The sequence below is a fragment of the Psychrobacter sp. 1Y1 genome, assembly GCF_051847395.2.
GTDB lineage: Bacteria > Pseudomonadota > Gammaproteobacteria > Pseudomonadales > Moraxellaceae > Psychrobacter.
Genome location: NZ_JBPYDF020000001.1, coordinates 955,931 through 977,688, shown reverse-complemented (window position 1 = coordinate 977,688; position 21,758 = coordinate 955,931). Strand labels below are relative to the sequence as shown.

Sequence of the window (21,758 nt, the reverse complement as noted above, 5' to 3'; positions counted from 1 at the left end):
ATATCGATCTGCTTTAGTTCTAGAATAATTTTTCTAATATATCCAGTGATTGAACCACATCTAATTAATGAAAAATTTGTCTCAATTAAAAACCAATAATTATAAAATAAGGAACCATTATGGAAGTCTTCTATATTCATCCCGATAATCCGCAGCCACGTCTCATTGAGCAAGCCGCTGACCTATTGCGCAGAGATCAATTAATCATTTACCCAACGGATACCAGTTACGCTTTTGGTTGCCGTTTGGGAGCAAAGGATGCCCTAGCTAAGCTTAAGCAAATCCGTGAACTCGATGATAAGCATCAATTTACACTACTGTGCCGCGACCTAAGCGAAATTGCCAATTATGCAACAGTTGATAATGTACAATTTAAACAGCTGAAAGCCCACACCCCTGCCCCAATTACTTTTATTCTTACTGCCACCAAAGACGTACCGAAAAAACTGGCGCATGCAAAGAAAAAAACCATTGGTATCCGTGTACCTAGTAACCCTATTGCTCAAGCATTGTTAGAAGCGATGGATGAACCTATCTTAACCAGCTCACTGATTTTGCCTAATCGAGAAGATATTTTGGATGACCCATTTGAGATTGAAGATTTGCTAGGCAATCAAATCGACGGTCTCATCAATGCAGGTATAAAGACAACTAAGCTTACTACTATCGTGGATATGACTAGCAGCGTTCCTGAAGTTATCAGACAAGGTGCGGCCAATGTCGATTCGTTATTACTCTAAGCAGCTAATTATTGCTTTAAACAGCTACTAGTATATTTAGTCAAATTTAAGACAAAAAAAAGCTCCAATTGCATTGGAGCTTTTTTATGAAATATGTCTTAGGTGTAAAACTAGTCACGATCAACCAATTCTACATAAGCCATTGGCGCATTGTCACCATCACGGTAACCGCATTTTACGATACGCAAATAACCACCTGGACGCGTCTGGTAACGAGGACCTAACGTGCCAAATAATTTGCCTACCATAGCTTTGCTACGCATACGGCTGAATGCTAAACGACGGTTAGCAACGCTGTCTTCTTTAGCCATAGTGATCAATGGCTCGGCAACGCGACGTAGTTCTTTAGCTTTTGGTAAAGTTGTTTTGATCAGTTCATGCTCAAATAATGAGTTAGTCATGTTCTGAAACATTGCCTTACGATGACTGCCGGTACGACCCAGCTTGACTCCACTCTTACGATGGCGCATAGTCAAAAATCCTTAAAGTTTAACGGCTACGATAAGAAAAGCGATCATCAACACGTAAATCAGCTGGTGGCCAGTTATCTAGGCGCATACCGAGCTCTAAATCTTTAGACGCTAATACGTCCTTGATTTCTGTCAATGATTTCTTACCAAGATTTGGGGTTTTTAGAAGTTCAGTCTCTGAACGCTGTACCAAATCACCGATATAGTAAATGTTTTCAGCTTTCAAGCAGTTGGCTGAGCGAACCGTTAGTTCAAGATCGTCCACAGGGCGTAATAGCACCGGATCAACCTCTTCTTTCTCTTTCACAGGCTCAGGCGCTTCTTCAGCTTCTAGGTCAACAAAGATAGAAATCTGTTGTTGTAAAATAGTGGCTGCTTTACGAATTGCTTCTTCTGGATCTATAGTGCCATTAGTTTCAAGCTCAATGATAAGACGATCAAGATCAGTACGCTGCTCTACACGAGCGTTCTCAACCTGATAAGCAACACGAAGCACAGGACTAAAACTTGCATCAAGCTTTAAGCGTCCAATTGCTTTAGTATCACCATCTTCACGGCGCTGGTTTGCTGGCTCATATCCACGACCCATCACTACACGCAAACGCATCTTAAGATGACCACGATCGCTCAATGTACCCAAGACCAATTCTGGATTGATGATGTCAACATTGTGCGGCAACGCGATGTCTGCAGCAGTAATAGTGCCTGGACCTTGTTTATCCAAGGTCAAAAATACTTCATTTTGGTCATGAAGCGTAATTGCTAAGCCTTTTAGGTTCAAAAGCAAATCAAGTACGTCTTCTTGCAGGCCTTCAAGCGTTGAGTATTCATGGTCAACACCATCAATCTCAGCTTCAATGACTGCAGCACCAGGTAATGAAGATAACAAGATGCGACGCAGAGCATTACCTAGGGTATGCCCAAAGCCGCGTTCTAACGGTTCGAGCGTGACTTTCGCAATCGTTTCGTTAACCGTATCCACATTAATGGCATTCGGCGTTAGAAACTCAGTTGCATTTAGCATCATGATGTCACCTCGATTTATTAAACTGGTTTAATTAACGTTAATTGCTCAATGCCATTTTCATAACATTGAGCATTACGTCATTACTTAGAGTATAGCTCAACGATCAAGCTTTCGTTGATTTCAGCAGGTAGATCAATACGATCAGGCGCATGTTTAAATGTGCCTTGTAGTTTGCTGTGGTCAACATCAAGCCATTCTGGAATACCACGTTGTGTCGCTAATTCGATAGCGTTTTTAATACGTAGTTGTTCGCGAGATTTCTCTTGGATAGCGATGACATCACCATCTTGAAGCTGAATTGAAGGAATATTCACACGAACAAACTCATCACGGCCAGCTTTTTTTACCATAACAGTACGATGACTGACTAGCTGACGTGCTTCTGCGCGAGTTGAGCCAAAGCCCATGCGATATACAACGTTATCTAGACGACTCTCAAGCATAGCTAACAAGTTTTCACCAGTAGCACCGCGCTTACGAGCAGCTTCTTTATAGTAATTAGCAAACTGACGCTCTAATACACCGTAGATACGCTTAACTTTTTGCTTTTCACGCAACTGTAGAGCATATTCTGAGGTCTTGTTACGGCTTACACCGTGTTGACCTGGTGGACGACCAGCTTTCTTCGTTTTTACGTCATACGGTTTAACGCCAGACTTAAGACCTAAGTCAGTGCCTTCACGACGTGATAATTTAAGTTTTGGTCCAATATAACGGGCCATTGTTATGTCTCCTATAAGCTTTTGGGATAAAAAGCTTCGTCTTTAATATTAGACGCGGCGCTTTTTCGGCGCACGGCAACCATTGTGTGGGATTGGGGTTACATCAGAGATGCTGTTAACTTTATAACCCAATGCACCTAGTGCTCTTACCGCAGACTCACGACCCGGTCCTGGTCCTTTGACCAAAACGTCGATATTCTTAACACCATATTCTTGAGCCGCTTTACCAGCGACTTCAGCTGCAACCTGAGCTGCAAATGGTGTAGATTTACGTGAACCACGGAAGCCTTGTCCACCTGAAGTGGCCCAAGCCAATGCATTACCTTGACGATCGGTAATCGTAACAATGGTGTTATTAAAAGACGCATGGATATGGGCGATGCCCTCCGATACTGAACGACGAGTCACCTTTTTGCGACTACGAGTGTCTTTTGCCATCTTTTAGCTTCCTAAGTTAATTATCTTTTGAGAGGACGTGTCGGACCCTTGCGAGTACGAGCGTTGTTCTTGGTGTTCTGACCTCTAACTGGTAGGTTACGACGATGGCGGATGCCACGGTAACAACCAAGATCAACTAAACGCTTAATATTCATTGAAACTTCACGACGAAGGTCACCTTCAGTCATGTAGTTTGCAACTTGTGCACGGATAGCATCTAACTGTGTATCATCTAACTGACTGACTTTAGTAGTAGGGGCGATGCCAACTGCTTCTAAGATTTTCTGAGCAGTGGTACGACCTACACCAAAGATGTAAGTTAGTGAAATAACAGCATGCTTATTATCCGGAATGTTTACGCCGGCAATACGAGCCATTGATTTCTCTCCATTAAAGAAAAATAAGCGTTATCTAGCGATAAGGCTTTACTCTTCAGATTTGTTGCTGTTAATACTAGAGCTTCTATAGTCATTATCGATGTTTTGACTATAAGTCTACTCATCGATTCTATTATAAAAGATTTTGTATAAACACGGCAAGTGGCGGATGATATCGCATCCGCCGTTATTTTTCAAGTATTAATTTAATTAGCAGTGAAAACTAAACGTTTTCTAATACTAAAGATTAACCTTGACGTTGCTTGTGGCGAGGTTCTGCTGTACAAATAATATGTACACGGCCTTTACGGCGCACAACTTTACAGCTACCACAAATCTTTTTAACTGATGCTTGAACTTTCATAGCATGCTCCTTGAAATATCGTACCGCTCATTTAAGGTTGAGTGGGCGATTGAATTAACGTCTGATCATGATATTGATGGGTCATCAAATGCGCTTGAATCTGCGAGATGAAGTCCATTACCACAACCACCATAATCAGTAAAGACGTACCACCGAGTTGAAACGGCACACCAAACGATGACTGGACGACCATTGGCATTAAACAAATAACCGTCATATACATCGCGCCAATAAAGGTCAGTCGGTTTAATACATGATCGAGGTAACGCTGAGTTTGTTGTCCTGGGCGAATACCTGGGATATACGCACCACTACGTTTAAGGTTCTCTGCTACTTCACGCGGACTAAATACCAGCGCCGTATAAAAATAACAGAAAAAGATAATCATTGCGCCAAACAGTACTAAATATAGCGGCTGCCCTGGAGACAACACCAATGCCATATTTTGAAGTATTTTCTGTACAAAGGTAGGATCAGTCGATTGACCAACCCACTGCCCTAAACTTGCAGGAAACAATAACAAAGAACTTGCAAAAATAGCTGGGATAACCCCTGCCATATTTAGCTTCAACGGCAAATGTGATTGCTGCTGAGCGTAAATTTTGCGGCCTTGTTGCTGTTTTTGTGCATAGTTCACAGGAACACGGCGTTGAGCACGTTCAATATAAACGATACCCGCAGTAACCGCGATACCTAGCAGTACAAAAATAAATAGCACAATCAAGTTCATCTGACCTTGATTGACCTGTTCAATAGACTGCGAAATCATACCTGGCGTACCAGCCACAATACTCGCGAAAATGAGCATTGAAATACCATTACCTACGCCACGTTCTGTAATCTGCTCACCAAGCCACATTAAGAACATTGCGCCTGCTACTAAAGAAGTAACAGCTGGAATATAGAAGGTAAGACCAGTAGATAAAGTAAGGTTTTGGCTGATTAAGCCGGCACACATTCCTAATGACTGTACTAGTGCTAAAGCAAGTGTTCCCTGACGGGTATACTTGTTTAACTTGCGTCGTCCCGCTTCACCTTCCTTTTTGAGAGCTTCAAGCGATGGCAATACTGCAGACATCATCTGTACGATAATCGATGCTGAGATATATGGCATAATGCCAAGTGCCATGATAGACATACGCTCTAGCGCACCACCTGAGAACATGTTAAACATGCTCAGAATGGTGTTTTCGTTGCGCGAAAACAGATCAGCCAAGTTAACTGGGTTGATACCCGGAACTGGAATATGTGACCCTAAACGATAAACAATCAATGCGCCGATTAAAAATAATAAACGCGTCCATAGCTCATCATACTTACGTATAAATGCGAATGGATTAAGCGGTATACCAGCCGATGACATTGATTGTTTTGACACGTTACTACTCCTCGATGCTACCACCAGCAGCTTCGATAGCTTGCTTAGCACCTTTAGTCACTTTAATACCTTTGAAAGTATAAGCTTTAGTGACTTCGCCTGATAGCATTACACGAGCACGTTTCATATCGTGACGGATAAGGTTAGCAGCTTTAAGTGTTTCAAGGCTAACTACATCGCCTTCAATTTTATTCAGTTCAGAAAGACGTACTTCAGCAGTCTTCATAGCCAGTTTACTGGTAAAACCAAATTTTGGTAGACGGCGATATAGAGGCATCTGACCACCTTCAAATCCTGAGCGAATGCTAGAACCTGAACGAGATTTCTGACCTTTTACACCACGACCACCAGTCTTACCAAGACCTGAACCGATACCACGACCACGACGTTGGGCAGTTTTCTTTGCGCCAACACCTGGTGATAATTCATTTAATCTAAGACCCATTACGCTTCCTCCACTTTTACCATGTAGTTAACGCGATTGACCATACCACGAGTCGAAGGAGTATCTTCTACTACTACAGTATGATTAATACGGCGTAAACCCAATCCTTTCAAGCTCGCTTTGTGGCTCTTTAGGCGATGGGCACCCGATTTAAATTGAGTGACTTTCATTTTTTTCATCGTAACTCACCTAGTCTAAGTTAACCCAAGATTTCGTCTACAGATTTACCACGTTTAGCTGCCATCTTCTCTGGAGTTGACATATCACGTAAACCGTTAAACGTTGCGCGAACAACGTTAGCAGTATTGGTAGAACCATAACATTTAGTCAAAACATCTTTGACACCAGCAACTTCTAATACAGCACGCATTGCTCCACCAGCGATTACGCCAGTACCTTCAGATGCAGGTTGCATATAGACTTTACTAGCACCATGACGTGCTTTGATTGGATGATGCAAAGTTGCATCATTTAGCTCAACAGTAATCATATTGCGTTTGGCAGCTTCTAGTGCTTTTTGGATAGCAGCTGGCACTTCACGTGCTTTACCGCGACCAAAACCTACACGACCATTGCCATCGCCCACTACAGTCAATGCAGTGAAAGAGAAAATACGACCACCTTTAACAACTTTCGCTACGCGATCAACGGTAACTAAGCGTTCTACTAGACCGTCAGTCTGTTCATTTTTATCATTTTTATCATTTCTAGCCATGATTAAAACTCCAATCCGTTTTCGCGAGCAGCTTCTGCTAAAGCTTTAACTCGACCATGATATTTGAAACCACTACGGTCAAAGGCAACTTTAGTAATGCCAGCTGCTTTTGCGCGTTCTGCGATCATTTGGCCTACAGACGTTGCTGAATCAGCATTACCAGTCGCGCCTGAACGCAAGCTGCTGTCTAAGGTAGATGCCTGAGCAATCACTTCACCACCATTTGGAGAGATAATCTGGGCATAAATATGTTTTGACGTGCGGTTAACCGTTAAGCGATGAACGCCTAAGAAACGGATATGTGCGCGTGTTTTCTTAGCTCGACGCAGACGAGCTGCTTTTTTATCAAACATTTCAACTCACCTTATTTTTTCTTAGCTTCTTTGCGAATCACATGCTCGTCACTATAACGAATACCTTTACCTTTGTAAGGCTCAGGTGGGCGGAAACCACGGATGTTGGCGGCTGCTTGACCAAGCTGCTGTTTATTGTTTGATTTCAAAACAATTTCAGTTTGCGTTGGCGTTTCAGCTGATACACCTTCAGGTAACGTATACTCTACTGGATGAGAATAACCAACGTTCAAGGTTACCTTGTTACCAGTAACTTGCGCGCGATAACCAACACCAATTAACTGAAGACGTCTTTCAAAGCCTTCGTTCACGCCAGTAACATAGTTGTTAACAAGAGCGCGCATGGTGCCAGTGTGCATCATAGCTTCTTTTGAATCGACTGTAGGTGAGAAAATGATAGCATCATCTTCCTGTTTCAGCTCGACCAATTCATGCAGGCGTAAAGACATAGAACCGTTCTTGCCTTTAACTTCGACCTGCCGATCGTTCAAAGTAACGCTTACGCCGTTTGGCAGCGTCACTGGGGCTTTAGCCACACGAGACATAGGAATATTCCTTAAAAAATTTAACTTCTTTATATTAGCGAAAAAACTAACAGGCTAAAAAGCGTGTTAGTTTAGCATAGTTGACTGTGTTAGACATCTATCAATTCGAAATAATTTAATATTACTCAATCAATAGAAGCCTAACAACCATCAAATAGACTTCATCGTCGTATAGCTTACGCTACAAATGCGACGATTTCACCACCGATACCAGCAGCGCGTGCAGCACGATCGCTCATGATACCTTGGCTAGTAGATACGATAGCAACACCCATACCTTGCTTAACAGTAGGGATAGCGTCTTTACCGCGGAACTGGCGTAAACCAGGACGGCTATAACGTTGGATAGTTTCGATGACAGCACGGCCTTCGAAATATTTCAATTCAATAGTAAGGGTTGCTTTGTTGTTTTCTTCTTCGGCAACAACAGCGCTAGCCACATAACCTTCGCTAACTAGTAAATCAGCAATTGATTTACGTAATTTAGAGCTCGGCATTGCTACCGATACTTTGTTAGCCATTTGTGCGTTACGGATACGGGTTAGCATATCCCCAACGGTATCTTGCATACTCATATAGTTACTCCTTACCAGCTTGCTTTACGAACACCAGGCACATCGCCTTGCATGACACGCTCACGCAGCATATTGCGTGACAAGCCAAACTTGCGGAAGTAACCGTGAGGACGACCGGTGATAGCACAACGATTACGCAGACGTACTGGTGATGAGTTACGTGGAAGAGCTTGTAGCTCTAACATCGCTTCCATACGAGTTTCGTCACTTGCAGTCATATCACTGATAGTTTCTTTTAGCTTGATACGCTTTTCAGCATATTTAGCAACCATTTTTTCGCGCTTTAATTCGCGGTTAATCATGCTCTTCTTTGCCATAACGTCTTTACCTTATTTAAATGGGAAGCCGAATGCTTTAAGCAACGCACGACCTTCTTCATCAGATTGAGCTGACGTGGTGATTGTCACATCCATACCACGGATACGATCAATCTTGTCAAAGTCTACTTCTGGGAATACGATTTGTTCTTTGATACCCAATGAGTAGTTACCACGTCCGTCAAAGGCTTTAGGTGAAAAACCGCGGAAATCACGAATACGAGGAATTGCAATGGCAACGAGACGATCTAAAAATTCGTACATTTGCTCACCGCGTAGCGTTACTTTACAGCCAATTGGCCATTCTTCACGAATCTTAAAGCCAGCAACTGATTTACGCGCTTTGGTGACAACAGGTTTTTGACCAGCAATCGCGGTCATATCAGCTACAGCACCTTCCAACAATTTCTTGTCTTGAGACGCGCCGCCTACACCCATGTTAAGTGTGATTTTAGTGATTTTAGGCACTTGCATCACATTTGCCAAACCAAGCTCTTCTTTGATTTGCTGCTTTAGTTCATCGTTATATAAAGATTTTAATCTTGCCATTACCATTACACCCTTAGTGTCTTACGCAGTCGCCACTACTTCACCGCTTGAACGATAGACGCGTTGTTTCTTGCCGTCTTCGCCAAACTGATAAGTAATACGGTCTGCTTTTTGGGTTTGCGCATTTAAGATTGCGACATTTGAGATATGCAAAAAAGCTTCTTGCTTAAGAATGCCACCTTCAACGCCAGTTGCCTGATTTGGCTTCTGATGTTTAGTAACAATATTAATGCCTTCAACTTTAATACGATCGTTTTTTACAGCTTGTACAGTACCTTGCTTGCCTTTGTCTTTCCCAGCAATCACGATAACTGTATCGCCTTTACGTAATTTTGACATGGATTACCTCACAATACTTCTGGTGCTAGTGATACAATTTTCATAAACTGATCACCACGTAGTTCACGAGTTACCGGTCCAAAAATACGAGTTGCAATCGGCGCTTTGTTTTGGTTCAACAATACCGCAGCATTGTCGTCAAAACGTAACACAGAACCATCTGGACGACGAACGCCTTTTTTGGTACGTACAACTACTGCATTCATCACGTCGCCTTTTTTAACACGACCACGAGGAATGGCTTCTTTAACCGTTACTTTAATAATGTCGCCAACTGATGCATAACGACGATGAGAACCACCCAGTACTTTAATGCACTGAACTCGCCTTGCACCGCTATTGTCTGCAACTTCCAGCATTGACTCAACCTGAATCATAGCGTTACTCCACACGTATGAGCAATAAAAACCAGTTGCTGCCGCTAGCACAGAATGAGTAGGACGGCATTTTAATATAAATAACCGCGACTTACTCTTAATGTGAGTGATATACGCTCGGCGCAATCAGCATCCTTAAAAAGGCGGCTATTTTAACAGCTTCTGGCTTTTAATGCAATTTACTTAGATTTTTTCTACTTTTTCAACCACATCAACCAAAGTCCAAGACTTAGTTTTTGAGATTGGACGCGTTTCTTTGATGCGGACAAGGTCGCCTTGTTGGCAAACGTTATTCTCATCATGTGCTTTGATTTTTGTAGAACGACGAAGCTGCTTGCCATACAAAGGATGACGAACCAGACGCTCAATCAAAACTGTGATGGACTTGTCCATCTTGTCGCTGACAACTCGTCCTGTCAATACGCTAGCATTGGTAGCTGTTTGATTGTTATCGCTCATGAGTCGCCTCGTTGTTTCTCGTTAATCAAAGTCTGAAGCTGAGCAATCGTGCGACGATTGGCTCTAACTTCATGGGTATTACCCAACTGACCAGTTGCTTTAGCCATACGAATACGGAAAGCATCAAGTTGCTTTTCATCAAGTAACTGGGTCAGTTCTTCTAATGATTTATCACGTAATTCACTGATCTTCATTACATTATCGTCCGCTTAACAATGGTAGTTTTAAAGGGCAATTTTGCTGCAGCGAGCGTTAATGCATCACGAGCAAGCTCTTCAGATACCCCTTCAATTTCATATAGCACTTTACCAGGTTTGATTTCGCATACCCAATATTCTACTGGACCTTTACCTTTACCCATACGTACTTCTAATGGTTTGTTGGTAATTGGTTTGTCAGGGAATACACGAATCCAAATCTTACCGCCACGCTTAATTTTACGAGTGATGGTACGACGTGCTGCTTCGATTTGACGAGCTGTCATACGACCACGCGTCAATGATTTTAGACCAATTTGTCCGAATGCAACGGTGCTTCCACGATGAGCTAGCCCAGTGTTACGACCTTTGTGCATTTTACGAAACTTGGTACGTTTTGGCTGTAACATAGTTTAACCTCTGTCTGAGTTTCGACGGTTTCCACGACCACGGCGTTTTGGCGCACGAGTCTGCTCTTCTTTGACGGGATTATATACACTGTTCATACCGTCAAGGATTTCGCCACGGAAAATCCAAACTTTAACACCGATGGTGCCGTAAGTTGTCTCTGCACGAATTGACGAATAGTCAATATCAGCACGGAGTGTATGCAATGGCACACGACCTTCACGGTACCATTCACTACGAGCAATCTCAGCACCGCCTAGACGGCCAGACAGCTCAACCTTGATACCTTTAGCACCAGAACGCATGCTGTTCTGTACCGCGCGTTTCATCGCACGACGGAACATAACACGACGCTCAAGCTGGCTACCGATGCCGTCTGCTACCAAACGTGCATCAAGGTCAGGTGACGTGATTTCTTCAATGTTGACCTGAGCAGGTACGCCCATAATTTTGGTCAATTCTTTTTGAAGTCTTTCGATATCTTCGCCTTTCTTACCGATAACAATACCAGGACGCGCAGTGGCGATGGTAATCTTAGCAGCGCCAGTAGGACGCTCGATCATGATGTTGCTGATCATAGCGTTATCTAGCTTTTTGCGTAGATATTCACGAACTTGAATGTCGTTGATTAGGTATTCTGAGTATTGTTTAGGGTTAGCATACCAGTTTGCGTTATGCTTTTTTACAACACCAAGACGAATTCCGATTGGATGTACTTTTTGACCCATAACTTATTCTCCTACCTTTATAGTGATGTGACAAGTACGCTTGCTGATACGATCAGCACGGCCTTTGGCACGTGGTAGGATACGTTTTAGCGTAATGCCTTCATCAACATAGATAGTAGCGACTTTTAGGTCGTCAATATCTAAGCCGTGATTATGTTCGGCATTGGCGATGGCTGAGTTAAGGCATTTCTTAACAAACACAGCGCCTTTTTTATTGCTATACGTTAGGATATCCAAAGCACGCTCAATAGATTTGCCACGAACTTCATCAGCAACGAGTCTAACTTTTTGTGCCGATATGGCGGCACCGCGTAATTTTGCAGTTACTTCCATGGTAAGCACCTTATCTCTTAGCTTTTTTGTCAATGCCGTGACCACGATACGTACGAGTCGGGGCAAATTCACCTAGTTTATGACCAACCATCTGCTCGCTCACGATAACCGGTACATGAGTACGGCCGTTGTGAACAGATAAAGTTAGGCCAACCATTTGTGGCAGAATCATCGAGCGGCGCGACCAAGTCTTAATTGGCTTGCGTGAGTTGGTGTCTAATGCATTCTCAACTTTAGCAAACAAGTGCGCGTCTATGAATGGACCTTTTTTCAATGAACGAGGCATGAAATTCTTCCTTTATTTCTTCTTGGCGCGACGGCGGATGATCATGTTGTCAGTACGCTTATTGTGACGCGTTTTAAGTCCTTTAGACTTCTGACCCCAAGGGCTGGTTGGATGGCGACCTTTGTTACGACCTTCACCACCACCGTGTGGGTGATCAACCGGGTTCATAGCGACACCACGAACAGAAGGACGAACACCACGCCAACGTGAAGCACCGGCTTTACCAAGTGATTTCAAGTTGTTTTCAGTGTTAGAAACTTCACCAATAACAGCGCGGCAATTTACGTGTACACGGCGAGTTTCGCCAGAACGCATACGTAGAATAGCATAAACACCGTCACGACCTAGTAACTGAACGCTAGCACCCGCAGAGCGAGCCATCTGTGCACCTTTACCGATTTTAAGCTCGATATTGTGAATCACAGTACCCAATGGGATATTTTTTAGCGGTAAGCAGTTACCTGGACGAATTGGAGAAGTCTCGCCTGACATTACTGTATCACCAACTACTTGTTTCTTAGCAGCGATAATGTAACGACGTTCGCCATCAGCATACTTAAGTAAAGCAATATGAGCAGTACGGTTAGGATCGTATTCGATACGCTCTACCGTTGCTGGGATATTGTCTTTAGTACGTTTGAAATCGATAATGCGATAATGTTGCTTATGACCACCGCCAATGTGACGAGTAGTAATGCGGCCATTATTGTTACGACCACCTGACTTGCTTTTTGATTCTAGAAGTGCTGCAAACGGACGACCTTTGTACAGGTGTGGATGCACTACTTTTTCAACAAAACGACGGCCTGGTGATGTTGGCTTTGCTCTTACGATAGGCATGAGTGTAATCCTTATTCGTTATTCGCTGTTTCACTAGTAGAATCAGTAGTATTCGCTACTTCTTCACCAGCATCAGCCATTTGTACATCTTGACCAGCTTTTAAGGTAACATAGGCTTTTTTGTAGTCGTTACGACGGCCAATGCTTTTACCAAAACGCTTTGTCTTACCTTTAACATTCAAAGTGTTTACTTTAGTGACTTCAACACCTTCAAACATCAACTCAACTGCTTTCTTGACTTCAAGCTTAGTAGCATTAGAATCAATTTTAAATACCTGCACACCAAGTGAGTCGCCAAGCATTTGAGATTTTTCTGAGAATACAGGCCCTCTTAAGACCTGATAAAGTCTTGCGTTATTCATGCTAGTGCTTCCTCAAATTGTTTCGCAGCTTCAACTGACATGATCACTTTATCAAATGCGATCAAGCTCACTGGGTCCACTTCATTTGTACCAAGTACATTGACGTGTGGAATGTTGCGAGCAGCTAAGTATAAGTTTTCATCAACTTCTTTAGTAACGATTAGTGCACGAGGTGCATTCAAATCGTTTAACTTAGCAATCAGTTCTTTGGTTTTCGGCCCAGAAACGCTCAACTCTTCTACCAAAATCAGACGCTCTTGACGAATCAATTCTGCTAGGATGCACTGCATCGCACCGCGATACATTTTACGGTTTACTTTCTGTGACCAATCTTGTGGTTTTGCAGCGAATGCACGACCACCTGAACGCCAGATTGGGCTACGAATAGAACCCGCACGAGCGCGACCAGTACCTTTTTGGCGCCATGGCTTAATACCACCGCCAGAAACTTCGGCACGTGTTTTTTGTGCGCGTGTACCTTGGCGAGCACCAGCTAAATAAGCGGTGACGACTTGATGCACTAGTGCTTCGTTGAATTCACGACCAAATGCCGTATCAGAAAGCTCAACCGCCGCACCTGTAACTGTTTTTAAATCCACGTTAATCCCCTTGCTTAGGCTTTGACTGACGGACGTACGATAACATCGCCACCGGTGGCACCTGGGATAGCACCCTTGATGACAAGTAACCCTTTTTCGGCATCAACCGAAATCACTTCTAGGCCCTGAACGGTAACACGTTTGTTACCCATCTGACCCGCCATCTTCTTGCCTTTGAATACTTTACCTGGTGACTGGTTTTGACCAGTTGAACCATGCGCACGATGAGACACTGAGTTACCATGAGTAGCATCTTGCATACTAAAGTTGTGACGCTTAACAGGGCCTTGGAAACCTTTACCTTTGCTCTGTCCTGTCACATCAACCATCTGACCTTGTTCGAACAAGTCAGCTAGAATCTCGCCACCAATCTCACGACCTTCAAGATCGCTTTCGTTGGCACGGAATTCCCAAACACCACGGCCAGCTTTAACACCAGCTTTAGCGAAGTGACCCTTTTGTGCAGCTGTTACGCGGCTGTCACGACGAGTACCTGTGGTAATTTGGATGGCTTGATAACCATCTACATCAGTATTTTTTACTTGAGTAATGCGGTTTGCATCGACCTCAACAACTGTTACAGGGATAGATGCGCCTGTTTCAGTGAAGACACGGGTCATGCCGCACTTTTTACCGACTAAACCGATCGCCATTTTAGACCTCTTTATATCTTATATTAATGGGTTGGGTGTTTAATGTGCATTAACCCAAAGCAATTTGAACGTCAACACCCGCCGCTAAATCTAATTTCATTAGCGCATCCACAGTTTTGTCAGTTGGCTGAACGATATCAACCATACGCTTATGAGTACGGATTTCGTACTGGTCACGAGCGTCTTTGTTAACGTGTGGTGAGGTTAGAACGTTGAAGCGCTCAATGCGAGTCGGCAACGGTACAGGACCACAAACTTGCGCACCGGTGCGCTTTGCAGTATCAACAATCTCTTGTGCAGATTGATCAATCAGACGATGATCAAAAGACTTAAGACGGATACGGATTCTCTGGTTAGCCATGCCAGCAAGCTCCTAATATGTGCCTTTGTCATTCTTGCGTCGCAAGACCATGATCAAAAGCAGTTTGGTTAAATATTCACTTAAAGCGGCCTTCTGTTCTTAACCAGAATGAGTTCTTTATCCGAACTTATAGCGTGCCAAAAGCAAAATAGTTTAAAGCCCCGCCAACTCTCCTATTAAATGGAAAGTAGCAAAGGCATAATGAAATAGTGCTAGAAACGATGCTCTAGCTGTCATAGCGCCAGCTTTTTTTATTCAGCTGCGCATATATAATTCAGTGGTGTATATTATACATAGTATTTTAGGTATTGCAAGAGCAATCTCTAGTATGATTAGAGATGCTCTTTCTTAGACTAGCCTTTAGTTAAATAAATATTTTCATCTAGAACTATTAGATGATTTGAATAATATTAATCTAAAACAATATCATACTGCTCTTGGGTATATAGATTCTCTACATCAAAAGTAATGACCCTACCTAGTAGATACTCTAAATCGGCTACTGTGTCTGACTCTGTTGTGAGTAGTAAATCAATGACTGCCGCATGAGCCACCACTGTGAACTTTTTGGGAGAGTTATAAGTACGGGCGCAACGCATAATTTCGCGGAAAATCTCAAAGCAAACGGTTTCTGCGGTTTTGACAAACCCGCGACCTTGGCAAGTCGAACACGGCTCACAAAGCTGCTGACCCAATGATTCACGCGTGCGTTTGCGTGTCATCTCTACTAAGCCAAGCTCGCTAACCTGCGTAATCTTAGTTTTTGCATAATCTTGAGTAAGCTGTGCCTGTAAGCTCTCAAGCACATCATCTTTATGCTGTTGCTCAAGCATATCGATAAAATCTAGAATAATAATACCGCCTAGATTACGTAGTCGTAGCTGACGAGCGATAGCATGTGTGGCTTCTAGATTGGTTTTATAAACCGTATCCTCTAATGAGCGACCACCCACAAAAGAACCTGTATTAACATCAATCGTCGTCATGGCTTCGGTCTGATCGATAATCAGATAGCCGCCAGACTTGAGATCAACACGGCGCTTTAGTGCATCACGTAAGTCGTCTTCGACACGGTGTACATCAAACAATGACTGCTCAGCTGTGTAGTGCACGATACGATCATAGACGAATGGAACAAACTCCTTGGCAAAGTATCTGACTTGCTCATAGATTTGCGTATTATCAATAATGACTTTTTCGGTATCAGCGTGAACCAAGTCACGGATAGAACGTAATGGTAGTGACAGTTCCTGATAGATCAGCTCCGAGCTCTGATGATGATTAATCTCTTGGCGACGAGCACAGATAGTACGCCACAGCTGCAATAGATAATAGATGTCCTCTTCTAGCTTATCGACGGGCACACGCTCAGCAGCGGTACGAGCAATCAGTCCACCTTTTAGATTGACCGTCTGCATCAGGCTGCTAAGTTCGGTCTTTAATCGGCTACGCTCTTCTTCACCATCGATACGCTGCGATATGCCAATATGATCACTCGATGGCAAATATACTAGATAGCGTGATGGCAGTGAGATGTTGGTGGTTAGACGTGCACCTTTGCTCCCTAACTGGTCTTTGGTCACCTGTACCAAAATACGCTGACTTTCATGCAGACGATGCTGAATCAGTGTTTTAGACGCTGGTACGATCTCTGTACTTTGCGCACTGACAATAGGCGGTGTCACAGCCAAGCTATCAGCAGCAGCGTTGGTAGTTGCATCGTCCTCATTTATCTCGTGCTTAGTGGCCTTAGCCGCTTTGTTTTTTTCTGCAACGGGGCGTGGTTCACGCTGCATATCGTTGACATGTAGAAATGCGGTCCGTGATTGACCAATATCTACGAAGGCTGCCTGCATACCAGGAAGGACGCGTACGACCGTCCCCAGATAGATATTGCCGACCAACCCCAGTTTGTGATGTCGTTCAATATAAATCTCGCCCAAAATACCATTGTCTAAAACCGCAACACGGGATTCCATTGGACTAATATTAATCAGCAGCTCTTCGGACATAGTTTTTTCTCTTATCTCTCAGCTTTCTTATTAGACGGTCATCGCCTATTAGATTGACAGTGTAACAAATGCGACTTGCTCTTGCCCATTACCCTACCGTGTCATTATGTGCATATCTCATTATAACGGGTTGACTATGTCCATACTGCCTTCTGTCATTTCTTTGATTAGTGCCAGTGTTTGTGCCAGTGGCAGACCAACAACATTGGTATAGCTGCCATTAATACGACTGACCCAAGCAGCACCCAGTCCTTGAATGCCGTATCCACCTGCTTTATCAGCGGGTTCGCCACTATCCCAATAGTCACTCATCATCTGTGTCGTCAGTGGTATAAAGGTCACTTCCGTACGCTCAGTGATTCGCTGCTGATTAATAACTTGCAAGCACTGTGTAGGTTCTGATGGGCTTGGTTTTGCTTTAGGCAATAGCTGTACTTGAGTCGCTTGAACAGCAGTCCATACTTCGTGAACGTTATCAGACATACACTGCCACATACTATATGCGTGCTCACGATCGACAGGCTTGACCAATACTGTCTTGCCATCTGACAGCACGCCAATGGTATCAGAAGTCAAAATAATAAACGGTGAGGTGAGATTATTGTGATCCACTTGAAAGGTATTGCTTAATTGTTGTATCGCGGCATCAGCTTTGGTTGCGACCATGCGTTCGATATAGTCTGTTGGCGACTCATTATCTAACGGCGTCTCGTCGATATCTATACTTAAGATAGTAAAATCTAATTGCGCTCTTTCTAGTAGCTCACGACGACGCGGAGAGCCAGATGCCAAAACGATATCCATCGATATTCTCTTCATTTATAAATTTATGATGTATGTAGTCATACAGCATTGTGGGCCGAGCAAGCTAAGCTATTAATCAGAGTAACAGCTATAACTAGCGATTCATTAACGCGAAAACTTGCGTAAAGCAAACAGTACGAGTGGCCAGCTGATGATACTCATAAACAGTGACAAAGCAGACTGAGCGACAAAGACGTTTTGAATAAACATCTGTAGTATCCATAGATTTAACTGAAAGACAATCAGCCCTAGACTAGCAATTAACCAAGCGCTAACAGTATTCAACTGTCTAACATAGATGCTGGTAATTTTGATAATCAATGCAACAACAACAGCGGCAAAAGCTTGCTGCCCTAAATGGGTATCCATCAACAAATCAGCAATCAGCCCAACCGTAAATGCGGTAAAAATGCCGACATAGCGCGGCTGAAACAGCAGCCAATAGATCAGCACCATGATCATGACCATGGGACGCAATGTGGCCATGCTTGGACTTAATGGATAGACATTGAGTGATGATGCAGCGATGAAACTTAGAACAATCACAACTATCAATAGTACCGTGGCATTCTCAGAATCAGGATACGACATGGGTACTTACCTTAGCGAGTGTTTGATGGTTGCTGTGATATTGTTGATTGGATATTGGCAAGGTGAATACCATAAATGGAAAGCTTTAAAACATTAATAAGCCAGCTAGTTAGCCGTCAATACCGTGGCTTACGTTGTTATCTATGGAGCAATAGCAGCAGCATTGTTCTCATTTAACAGCTTGTCTTGAAGTATTAAAACATAGGCATTATCGATAAAGTTGGCGGCTGGAGTAACTTCGATCGTTCTAAAGTTATCAGTTTGCTCGTCTTTGACATGCGCGATACGCCCTACTCGATAGCCTGCCGGAATACGACCGCCCAATCCTGACGACACTAGCTCATCACCTACTCGCACATCCGATGTTTTGAAGACGTAGTTGAGACTTAATGAAGATGGGATACCTTGACCTGTGACGATAGCACGCTGACCAGTACGCTTGACAGTAACCGCAACTGACTGCTGCTCATCTGTAATCAACAACAGACGGCTAGTATTCGGATAGACATTGATAATCTGTCCTAATACGCCGTCTTCATCGATGACCGTTTGCCCAACTTGTACGCCATCTTGCTCACCTTTGTTAAGCACCACAATCTGTCTGAGCAAATTGGTATCTGTACCGATGACTTGCGCCAAATTAAGATCGAATTGCTCGGGCTTGGTGGTAGATAAGATACCTTGCAGGCGTGCGTTCTGCGCCAAAATATAATCTTGCTGTTGTAGCTTGGCATGCGCGTGTATCAATTGCGACTTTAGCTGCATGTTTTCGCGACGCAGTGCTTCTTTTGATTGCAGACTACCACCAGCCCAATGCTTGGCATAGCTTGGCAGTAGAGACAGCTCATAGATTGGCTGCATGGCAGCATGACTGGTGCTACGTACAGGCTTAAACCAATCAGAGTTTTTGCTATCAAACCACATCAAAATTAAGGCTGCTATCAATACAATAACAGTCTTACGAAGTGATAACGGCTGGCGCGCAAAAATACTTGGAGTCATAAGTCGTCTGATTTAAGGATTCTAAAATGAACAATAGCACTTATTTACAGCATGAGTGTTTATCGAGGATATTGGGTTCTAGCACAAATGAATGCAATTAAAGGTAGCACAATCGGCTACCTTTAATTTTATATATAGTCAATTTTCTATAAATTGGGTACGGTGTCAGTCTCGCTCAGCCTACTATTTGTACTACTTTCGCTCGGCTTTCTTGTATCCAAATTATATTGAACCGACTATATTTATAGTTTCATCATTCACATAAATTATCATATATTGCCAATACTATATGGCAATTAAGGATAAATATGAATTAAACAAAAATCATGTTTAAGCTTTTGTTATTGATGAAATCAAGCGCGATACCACCACCACGACTAACGCAGGTTAATGGGTCTTCTGCTACCGTCACTGGCAAACCGGTCTCTTGTGAGATAAGTTTGTCTAAGTCACGTAATAGCGCGCCGCCGCCTGTCAATACGATGCCACGCTCAGCGATGTCTGATGACAACTCTGGCGGAGTCTGCTCAAGCGCTACTTTTACAGCGCTAACAATACCGCTCAATGGATCAGTCAACGCTTTTTGCACTTCTCCTGAATTGACAGTAAAGGTCTTTGGCACACCTTCTGCCATGCTACGACCACGAACTTCTACTTCTAGTTGGCTGTCTTCATTCAATGCAGAACCGACTTCTTTTTTGATGCGCTCAGCAGTGGTCTCACCGATGACACAACCATGCGTACGGCGTACATGAGTGATGATCGCTTCATCAAACATATCGCCACCGATACGAATTGACTCAGCATATACGCAACCAGACAGTGCGATAACAGCAATCTCAGTTGTACCACCACCGATGTCCACCACCATAGAACCACTGGCTTCATGAACTGGCATACCAGCACCGATAGCCGCAGCCATAGGCTCTTCTAGCAATAGTACTTTGCTCGCACCTGCTGATGATACTGCCTCACGAATTGCCTTGCGCTCAACTAGAGTAGACTTACATGGTACACAAACCACGACGTTAGGCTGTGCCATAAAACGCTTGGCTTTTACTTTAGCGATAAAGTGCTTAAGCATTTTTTGCGTCACTTCAAAATCAGCAATCACACCGTCTTTCAACGGGCGAATCGCTGTGATGTTCGCAGGCGTACGACCTAGCATCTGCTTGGCATCGATACCAACAGCGGCGACGGTCGGGTTCTGAGTACGATTGCTTCGTAACGCGACCACCGTAGGCTCGTCAAGCACGACGCCTTTATTAGGAATAAAAATTAGGGTGTTCGCAGTACCGAGGTCGATAGCGATATTATTTGATAAAAATCCAAACAGGTTCATGACTAATATATCCAGCGTCTTACGAATGAGGCGAATGAGATTGACTGAGGTGTTACTCGTCAGTGTTGAGCAGGTCGTCGTTAAACATTACTTGTGGCAACAGTTAATCATCCCAACAAGTCAAAATCCAAACAATAATGATGAAATGAAAAAACTGAGCTAAATTATACCGATTTAGCTCAAAAAAAACATAGATATTTGCATCAGTAAGTAAGGATTTTTGTCTTAGACGCCAAAAGTTGTTACAAAGTTTGAAATAGTAGTGAATATCATTCAACTCAATGAAACATCATTTAATCTGATAACTAACAAGGCTCTACAGGCAGATGAATGTTTTGCTTAATAGCAGATGCATACTGTAACGTATTTTAGAAGCTAATTGGAGAGCAATTGAGGAACAATGATGAATTAGGGGGTCAGTTTTGCAATTCTCTGTAAATCATTGTTTCTTAATTGGCATTATGGCTTGTCTGACACCATATCTTATTTAATATTACGTCTTTATCAATTCAGCCTGTTGGTTGAGATTGTGCATCAATCAAGCGTCATGCTCTGTAAACTTGAGTCAGATGCTTTATAATAAGCCCACTTACTATTTGTTTATATTTTAATTGTTTCTATTTTAACGCTTACGTATTTTCCTTTTCGTAATCAACTACTCTAACAAAAACTGTCCTTAACTGGAGAAACTATGTCTCAGCAACCAGCAACGTCTGACAGCAACGTCAGCCGTGAAGAAATCCTAGAAGTTGCCAACCTTGCCCGCCTAGGTGTCGATGAAAGTACAGCCGATAGCTATGCTGATGATATCAGTAAAGTATTAAAACTGATGAATACGCTATCTAACGTTGATACGACAGACATCAAGCCATTAGCCAATATCCATGAAGCTTGCCAAGAGTTGCGTGCTGATGTAGCAAAACACGATATCAATCGTGAGCGTAATCAGTCAGTCGCGCCTGCCGTAGAAGAAGGCTTATATCTAGTGCCTCAGGTGATTGAATAACAGTGGCTGAGTAATACAATCACGCATTTGCCATTATCCTATTT

Annotated in this window: 36 protein-coding genes; 3 read left to right on the top strand and 33 right to left on the bottom strand. The window is 43.1% G+C overall.

What is annotated here, in order from left to right; genetic code table 11:
- Positions 1 to 119: 119 nt before the first annotated feature.
- Entirely contained in the window at positions 120 to 740 is a 621-nt protein-coding gene (locus tag ACS8FA_RS18180; RefSeq protein WP_439266387.1) for an L-threonylcarbamoyladenylate synthase, read from the top strand.
- Positions 741 to 850: 110 nt separating this feature from the next.
- On the opposite strand, the gene rplQ is transcribed toward ACS8FA_RS18180, so the two are convergent.
- The 33 genes from rplQ to ACS8FA_RS18015 form a co-directional block, all read right to left on the bottom strand.
- Entirely contained in the window at positions 851 to 1,210 is a 360-nt protein-coding gene (rplQ, locus tag ACS8FA_RS18175; RefSeq protein WP_021813387.1) for a 50S ribosomal protein L17, read from the bottom strand.
- Between the two features lie 19 nt (positions 1,211 to 1,229).
- Complete coding sequence (locus tag ACS8FA_RS18170; RefSeq protein ID WP_021813386.1) at positions 1,230 to 2,237, bottom strand: DNA-directed RNA polymerase subunit alpha; 1,008 nt, start codon at positions 2,235 to 2,237, stop codon at positions 1,230 to 1,232.
- Positions 2,238 to 2,317: 80 nt separating this feature from the next.
- The gene (gene rpsD, locus ACS8FA_RS18165; protein WP_057758723.1) at positions 2,318 to 2,959 is read right to left on the bottom strand and encodes a 30S ribosomal protein S4; all 642 of its coding nucleotides are present in this window, start codon (positions 2,957 to 2,959) and stop codon (positions 2,318 to 2,320) included.
- Positions 2,960 to 3,007: 48 nt separating this feature from the next.
- Positions 3,008 to 3,397, bottom strand: coding sequence for a 30S ribosomal protein S11 (gene rpsK, locus ACS8FA_RS18160; RefSeq protein ID WP_045454458.1), 390 nt, complete (start codon positions 3,395 to 3,397; stop codon positions 3,008 to 3,010).
- Positions 3,398 to 3,417: 20 nt separating this feature from the next.
- Complete coding sequence (gene rpsM / locus ACS8FA_RS18155; RefSeq protein WP_021813384.1) at positions 3,418 to 3,774, bottom strand: 30S ribosomal protein S13; 357 nt, start codon at positions 3,772 to 3,774, stop codon at positions 3,418 to 3,420.
- A gap of 247 nt (positions 3,775 to 4,021) precedes the next feature.
- A complete protein-coding gene (gene rpmJ, locus ACS8FA_RS18150; RefSeq protein ID WP_010196721.1) occupies positions 4,022 to 4,138 on the bottom strand; it encodes a 50S ribosomal protein L36 in 117 nt (38 codons plus the stop codon).
- Positions 4,139 to 4,169: 31 nt separating this feature from the next.
- The gene (secY, locus tag ACS8FA_RS18145; protein ID WP_166739245.1) at positions 4,170 to 5,501 is read right to left on the bottom strand and encodes a preprotein translocase subunit SecY; all 1,332 of its coding nucleotides are present in this window, start codon (positions 5,499 to 5,501) and stop codon (positions 4,170 to 4,172) included.
- Positions 5,502 to 5,520: 19 nt separating this feature from the next.
- The gene (rplO, locus tag ACS8FA_RS18140) at positions 5,521 to 5,961 is read right to left on the bottom strand and encodes a 50S ribosomal protein L15 (protein ID WP_057758719.1); all 441 of its coding nucleotides are present in this window, start codon (positions 5,959 to 5,961) and stop codon (positions 5,521 to 5,523) included.
- Positions 5,961 to 6,140: a 50S ribosomal protein L30 gene (gene rpmD / locus ACS8FA_RS18135; protein WP_057758718.1), complete on the bottom strand. Its 180-nt coding sequence runs from the start codon at positions 6,138 to 6,140 to the stop codon at positions 5,961 to 5,963. The genes rplO and rpmD overlap by 1 nt, the downstream gene beginning before the upstream one ends.
- Positions 6,141 to 6,160: 20 nt before the next feature.
- On the bottom strand, positions 6,161 to 6,676 hold the full coding sequence (rpsE, locus tag ACS8FA_RS18130) for a 30S ribosomal protein S5 (protein WP_057758716.1): 516 nt from the start codon (positions 6,674 to 6,676) through the stop codon (positions 6,161 to 6,163).
- Positions 6,677 to 6,678: 2 nt separating this feature from the next.
- On the bottom strand, positions 6,679 to 7,029 hold the full coding sequence (rplR, locus tag ACS8FA_RS18125) for a 50S ribosomal protein L18 (protein WP_057758713.1): 351 nt from the start codon (positions 7,027 to 7,029) through the stop codon (positions 6,679 to 6,681).
- Positions 7,030 to 7,040: 11 nt separating this feature from the next.
- A complete protein-coding gene (gene rplF / locus ACS8FA_RS18120; protein ID WP_057758710.1) occupies positions 7,041 to 7,574 on the bottom strand; it encodes a 50S ribosomal protein L6 in 534 nt (177 codons plus the stop codon).
- A 176-nt stretch (positions 7,575 to 7,750) separates the two neighbouring features.
- Positions 7,751 to 8,149, bottom strand: coding sequence for a 30S ribosomal protein S8 (gene rpsH, locus ACS8FA_RS18115; RefSeq protein WP_101204864.1), 399 nt, complete (start codon positions 8,147 to 8,149; stop codon positions 7,751 to 7,753).
- A gap of 11 nt (positions 8,150 to 8,160) precedes the next feature.
- Positions 8,161 to 8,466 carry a 30S ribosomal protein S14 gene (rpsN, locus tag ACS8FA_RS18110; protein ID WP_010196705.1) on the bottom strand — a complete coding sequence of 102 codons (306 nt, stop codon included), beginning with the start codon at positions 8,464 to 8,466 and terminating at the stop codon, positions 8,161 to 8,163.
- A 12-nt stretch (positions 8,467 to 8,478) separates the two neighbouring features.
- The gene (rplE, locus tag ACS8FA_RS18105; RefSeq protein WP_101204865.1) at positions 8,479 to 9,015 is read right to left on the bottom strand and encodes a 50S ribosomal protein L5; all 537 of its coding nucleotides are present in this window, start codon (positions 9,013 to 9,015) and stop codon (positions 8,479 to 8,481) included.
- 21 nt (positions 9,016 to 9,036) lie between these two features.
- Positions 9,037 to 9,354, bottom strand: coding sequence for a 50S ribosomal protein L24 (gene rplX / locus ACS8FA_RS18100; RefSeq protein ID WP_101204866.1), 318 nt, complete (start codon positions 9,352 to 9,354; stop codon positions 9,037 to 9,039).
- 8 nt (positions 9,355 to 9,362) lie between these two features.
- Positions 9,363 to 9,731 carry a 50S ribosomal protein L14 gene (gene rplN / locus ACS8FA_RS18095; protein WP_010196702.1) on the bottom strand — a complete coding sequence of 123 codons (369 nt, stop codon included), beginning with the start codon at positions 9,729 to 9,731 and terminating at the stop codon, positions 9,363 to 9,365.
- Between the two features lie 183 nt (positions 9,732 to 9,914).
- On the bottom strand, positions 9,915 to 10,190 hold the full coding sequence (rpsQ, locus tag ACS8FA_RS18090) for a 30S ribosomal protein S17 (RefSeq protein WP_021813375.1): 276 nt from the start codon (positions 10,188 to 10,190) through the stop codon (positions 9,915 to 9,917).
- A complete protein-coding gene (gene rpmC, locus ACS8FA_RS18085) occupies positions 10,187 to 10,384 on the bottom strand; it encodes a 50S ribosomal protein L29 (RefSeq protein ID WP_025644397.1) in 198 nt (65 codons plus the stop codon). The genes rpsQ and rpmC overlap by 4 nt, the downstream gene beginning before the upstream one ends.
- Positions 10,384 to 10,797 (bottom strand): 50S ribosomal protein L16, encoded by a 414-nt coding sequence (gene rplP, locus ACS8FA_RS18080; protein WP_025644399.1) that lies wholly within the window; start codon positions 10,795 to 10,797, stop codon positions 10,384 to 10,386. Before rplP ends, rpmC begins: the two co-directional genes overlap by 1 nt.
- Before the next feature lie 3 nt (positions 10,798 to 10,800).
- On the bottom strand, positions 10,801 to 11,523 hold the full coding sequence (gene rpsC / locus ACS8FA_RS18075; protein ID WP_057758704.1) for a 30S ribosomal protein S3: 723 nt from the start codon (positions 11,521 to 11,523) through the stop codon (positions 10,801 to 10,803).
- A 3-nt stretch (positions 11,524 to 11,526) separates the two neighbouring features.
- Positions 11,527 to 11,856 (bottom strand): 50S ribosomal protein L22, encoded by a 330-nt coding sequence (gene rplV / locus ACS8FA_RS18070; RefSeq protein WP_021813373.1) that lies wholly within the window; start codon positions 11,854 to 11,856, stop codon positions 11,527 to 11,529.
- Between the two features lie 10 nt (positions 11,857 to 11,866).
- A complete protein-coding gene (rpsS, locus tag ACS8FA_RS18065; RefSeq protein ID WP_010196682.1) occupies positions 11,867 to 12,142 on the bottom strand; it encodes a 30S ribosomal protein S19 in 276 nt (91 codons plus the stop codon).
- A gap of 12 nt (positions 12,143 to 12,154) precedes the next feature.
- On the bottom strand, positions 12,155 to 12,982 hold the full coding sequence (gene rplB, locus ACS8FA_RS18060; protein ID WP_057758702.1) for a 50S ribosomal protein L2: 828 nt from the start codon (positions 12,980 to 12,982) through the stop codon (positions 12,155 to 12,157).
- Positions 12,983 to 12,993: 11 nt separating this feature from the next.
- Positions 12,994 to 13,344 (bottom strand): 50S ribosomal protein L23, encoded by a 351-nt coding sequence (rplW, locus tag ACS8FA_RS18055; protein WP_057758700.1) that lies wholly within the window; start codon positions 13,342 to 13,344, stop codon positions 12,994 to 12,996.
- Positions 13,341 to 13,943, bottom strand: a complete 603-nt coding sequence (gene rplD, locus ACS8FA_RS18050) for a 50S ribosomal protein L4 (protein WP_057758698.1) — start codon at positions 13,941 to 13,943, stop codon at positions 13,341 to 13,343. Before rplD ends, rplW begins: the two co-directional genes overlap by 4 nt.
- Before the next feature lie 14 nt (positions 13,944 to 13,957).
- Positions 13,958 to 14,596, bottom strand: coding sequence for a 50S ribosomal protein L3 (rplC, locus tag ACS8FA_RS18045; protein ID WP_057758696.1), 639 nt, complete (start codon positions 14,594 to 14,596; stop codon positions 13,958 to 13,960).
- Between the two features lie 49 nt (positions 14,597 to 14,645).
- A complete protein-coding gene (rpsJ, locus tag ACS8FA_RS18040; protein ID WP_010196670.1) occupies positions 14,646 to 14,957 on the bottom strand; it encodes a 30S ribosomal protein S10 in 312 nt (103 codons plus the stop codon).
- A 410-nt stretch (positions 14,958 to 15,367) separates the two neighbouring features.
- On the bottom strand, positions 15,368 to 16,969 hold the full coding sequence (locus ACS8FA_RS18035) for an Rne/Rng family ribonuclease (protein WP_201572278.1): 1,602 nt from the start codon (positions 16,967 to 16,969) through the stop codon (positions 15,368 to 15,370).
- Positions 16,970 to 17,089: 120 nt separating this feature from the next.
- Complete coding sequence (locus ACS8FA_RS18030) at positions 17,090 to 17,773, bottom strand: Maf family protein (RefSeq protein ID WP_439266380.1); 684 nt, start codon at positions 17,771 to 17,773, stop codon at positions 17,090 to 17,092.
- Between the two features lie 105 nt (positions 17,774 to 17,878).
- Entirely contained in the window at positions 17,879 to 18,364 is a 486-nt protein-coding gene (gene mreD, locus ACS8FA_RS18025; protein ID WP_439266378.1) for a rod shape-determining protein MreD, read from the bottom strand.
- 141 nt (positions 18,365 to 18,505) lie between these two features.
- Positions 18,506 to 19,366: a rod shape-determining protein MreC gene (gene mreC / locus ACS8FA_RS18020; protein ID WP_102077941.1), complete on the bottom strand. Its 861-nt coding sequence runs from the start codon at positions 19,364 to 19,366 to the stop codon at positions 18,506 to 18,508.
- 313 nt (positions 19,367 to 19,679) lie between these two features.
- A complete protein-coding gene (locus ACS8FA_RS18015) occupies positions 19,680 to 20,717 on the bottom strand; it encodes a rod shape-determining protein (RefSeq protein WP_439266438.1) in 1,038 nt (345 codons plus the stop codon).
- A gap of 25 nt (positions 20,718 to 20,742) precedes the next feature.
- On the opposite strand from ACS8FA_RS18015, the gene ACS8FA_RS18010 reads away from it, so the two are divergent.
- Entirely contained in the window at positions 20,743 to 20,871 is a 129-nt protein-coding gene (locus tag ACS8FA_RS18010; RefSeq protein WP_259358613.1) for a hypothetical protein, read from the top strand.
- 528 nt (positions 20,872 to 21,399) lie between these two features.
- Complete coding sequence (gatC, locus tag ACS8FA_RS18005) at positions 21,400 to 21,714, top strand: Asp-tRNA(Asn)/Glu-tRNA(Gln) amidotransferase subunit GatC (RefSeq protein WP_057758683.1); 315 nt, start codon at positions 21,400 to 21,402, stop codon at positions 21,712 to 21,714.
- Positions 21,715 to 21,758: the final 44 nt, after the last annotated feature.

Coding starts and splice junctions, on each gene's coding strand:
- ACS8FA_RS18180 (WP_439266387.1), top strand. CDS start 120: ATGGAAGTCTTCTATATTCATCCCGATAATCCGCAGCCACGTCTCATT.
- rplQ (WP_021813387.1), bottom strand. CDS start 1,210: ATGCGCCATCGTAAGAGTGGAGTCAAGCTGGGTCGTACCGGCAGTCAT.
- ACS8FA_RS18170 (WP_021813386.1), bottom strand. CDS start 2,237: ATGATGCTAAATGCAACTGAGTTTCTAACGCCGAATGCCATTAATGTG.
- rpsD (WP_057758723.1), bottom strand. CDS start 2,959: ATGGCCCGTTATATTGGACCAAAACTTAAATTATCACGTCGTGAAGGC.
- rpsK (WP_045454458.1), bottom strand. CDS start 3,397: ATGGCAAAAGACACTCGTAGTCGCAAAAAGGTGACTCGTCGTTCAGTA.
- rpsM (WP_021813384.1), bottom strand. CDS start 3,774: ATGGCTCGTATTGCCGGCGTAAACATTCCGGATAATAAGCATGCTGTT.
- rpmJ (WP_010196721.1), bottom strand. CDS start 4,138: ATGAAAGTTCAAGCATCAGTTAAAAAGATTTGTGGTAGCTGTAAAGTT.
- secY (WP_166739245.1), bottom strand. CDS start 5,501: ATGTCATCGGCTGGTATACCGCTTAATCCATTCGCATTTATACGTAAG.
- rplO (WP_057758719.1), bottom strand. CDS start 5,961: ATGGGTCTTAGATTAAATGAATTATCACCAGGTGTTGGCGCAAAGAAA.
- rpmD (WP_057758718.1), bottom strand. CDS start 6,140: ATGAAAAAAATGAAAGTCACTCAATTTAAATCGGGTGCCCATCGCCTA.
- rpsE (WP_057758716.1), bottom strand. CDS start 6,676: ATGGCTAGAAATGATAAAAATGATAAAAATGAACAGACTGACGGTCTA.
- rplR (WP_057758713.1), bottom strand. CDS start 7,029: ATGTTTGATAAAAAAGCAGCTCGTCTGCGTCGAGCTAAGAAAACACGC.
- rplF (WP_057758710.1), bottom strand. CDS start 7,574: ATGTCTCGTGTGGCTAAAGCCCCAGTGACGCTGCCAAACGGCGTAAGC.
- rpsH (WP_101204864.1), bottom strand. CDS start 8,149: ATGAGTATGCAAGATACCGTTGGGGATATGCTAACCCGTATCCGTAAC.
- rpsN (WP_010196705.1), bottom strand. CDS start 8,466: ATGGCAAAGAAGAGCATGATTAACCGCGAATTAAAGCGCGAAAAAATG.
- rplE (WP_101204865.1), bottom strand. CDS start 9,015: ATGGCAAGATTAAAATCTTTATATAACGATGAACTAAAGCAGCAAATC.
- rplX (WP_101204866.1), bottom strand. CDS start 9,354: ATGTCAAAATTACGTAAAGGCGATACAGTTATCGTGATTGCTGGGAAA.
- rplN (WP_010196702.1), bottom strand. CDS start 9,731: ATGATTCAGGTTGAGTCAATGCTGGAAGTTGCAGACAATAGCGGTGCA.
- rpsQ (WP_021813375.1), bottom strand. CDS start 10,190: ATGAGCGATAACAATCAAACAGCTACCAATGCTAGCGTATTGACAGGA.
- rpmC (WP_025644397.1), bottom strand. CDS start 10,384: ATGAAGATCAGTGAATTACGTGATAAATCATTAGAAGAACTGACCCAG.
- rplP (WP_025644399.1), bottom strand. CDS start 10,797: ATGTTACAGCCAAAACGTACCAAGTTTCGTAAAATGCACAAAGGTCGT.
- rpsC (WP_057758704.1), bottom strand. CDS start 11,523: ATGGGTCAAAAAGTACATCCAATCGGAATTCGTCTTGGTGTTGTAAAA.
- rplV (WP_021813373.1), bottom strand. CDS start 11,856: ATGGAAGTAACTGCAAAATTACGCGGTGCCGCCATATCGGCACAAAAA.
- rpsS (WP_010196682.1), bottom strand. CDS start 12,142: ATGCCTCGTTCATTGAAAAAAGGTCCATTCATAGACGCGCACTTGTTT.
- rplB (WP_057758702.1), bottom strand. CDS start 12,982: ATGCCTATCGTAAGAGCAAAGCCAACATCACCAGGCCGTCGTTTTGTT.
- rplW (WP_057758700.1), bottom strand. CDS start 13,344: ATGAATAACGCAAGACTTTATCAGGTCTTAAGAGGGCCTGTATTCTCA.
- rplC (WP_057758696.1), bottom strand. CDS start 14,596: ATGGCGATCGGTTTAGTCGGTAAAAAGTGCGGCATGACCCGTGTCTTC.
- rpsJ (WP_010196670.1), bottom strand. CDS start 14,957: ATGGCTAACCAGAGAATCCGTATCCGTCTTAAGTCTTTTGATCATCGT.
- ACS8FA_RS18035 (WP_201572278.1), bottom strand. CDS start 16,969: ATGTCCGAAGAGCTGCTGATTAATATTAGTCCAATGGAATCCCGTGTT.
- ACS8FA_RS18030 (WP_439266380.1), bottom strand. CDS start 17,773: ATGGATATCGTTTTGGCATCTGGCTCTCCGCGTCGTCGTGAGCTACTA.
- mreD (WP_439266378.1), bottom strand. CDS start 18,364: ATGTCGTATCCTGATTCTGAGAATGCCACGGTACTATTGATAGTTGTG.
- mreC (WP_102077941.1), bottom strand. CDS start 19,366: ATGACTCCAAGTATTTTTGCGCGCCAGCCGTTATCACTTCGTAAGACT.
- ACS8FA_RS18010 (WP_259358613.1), top strand. CDS start 20,743: ATGAGATTGACTGAGGTGTTACTCGTCAGTGTTGAGCAGGTCGTCGTT.
- gatC (WP_057758683.1), top strand. CDS start 21,400: ATGTCTCAGCAACCAGCAACGTCTGACAGCAACGTCAGCCGTGAAGAA.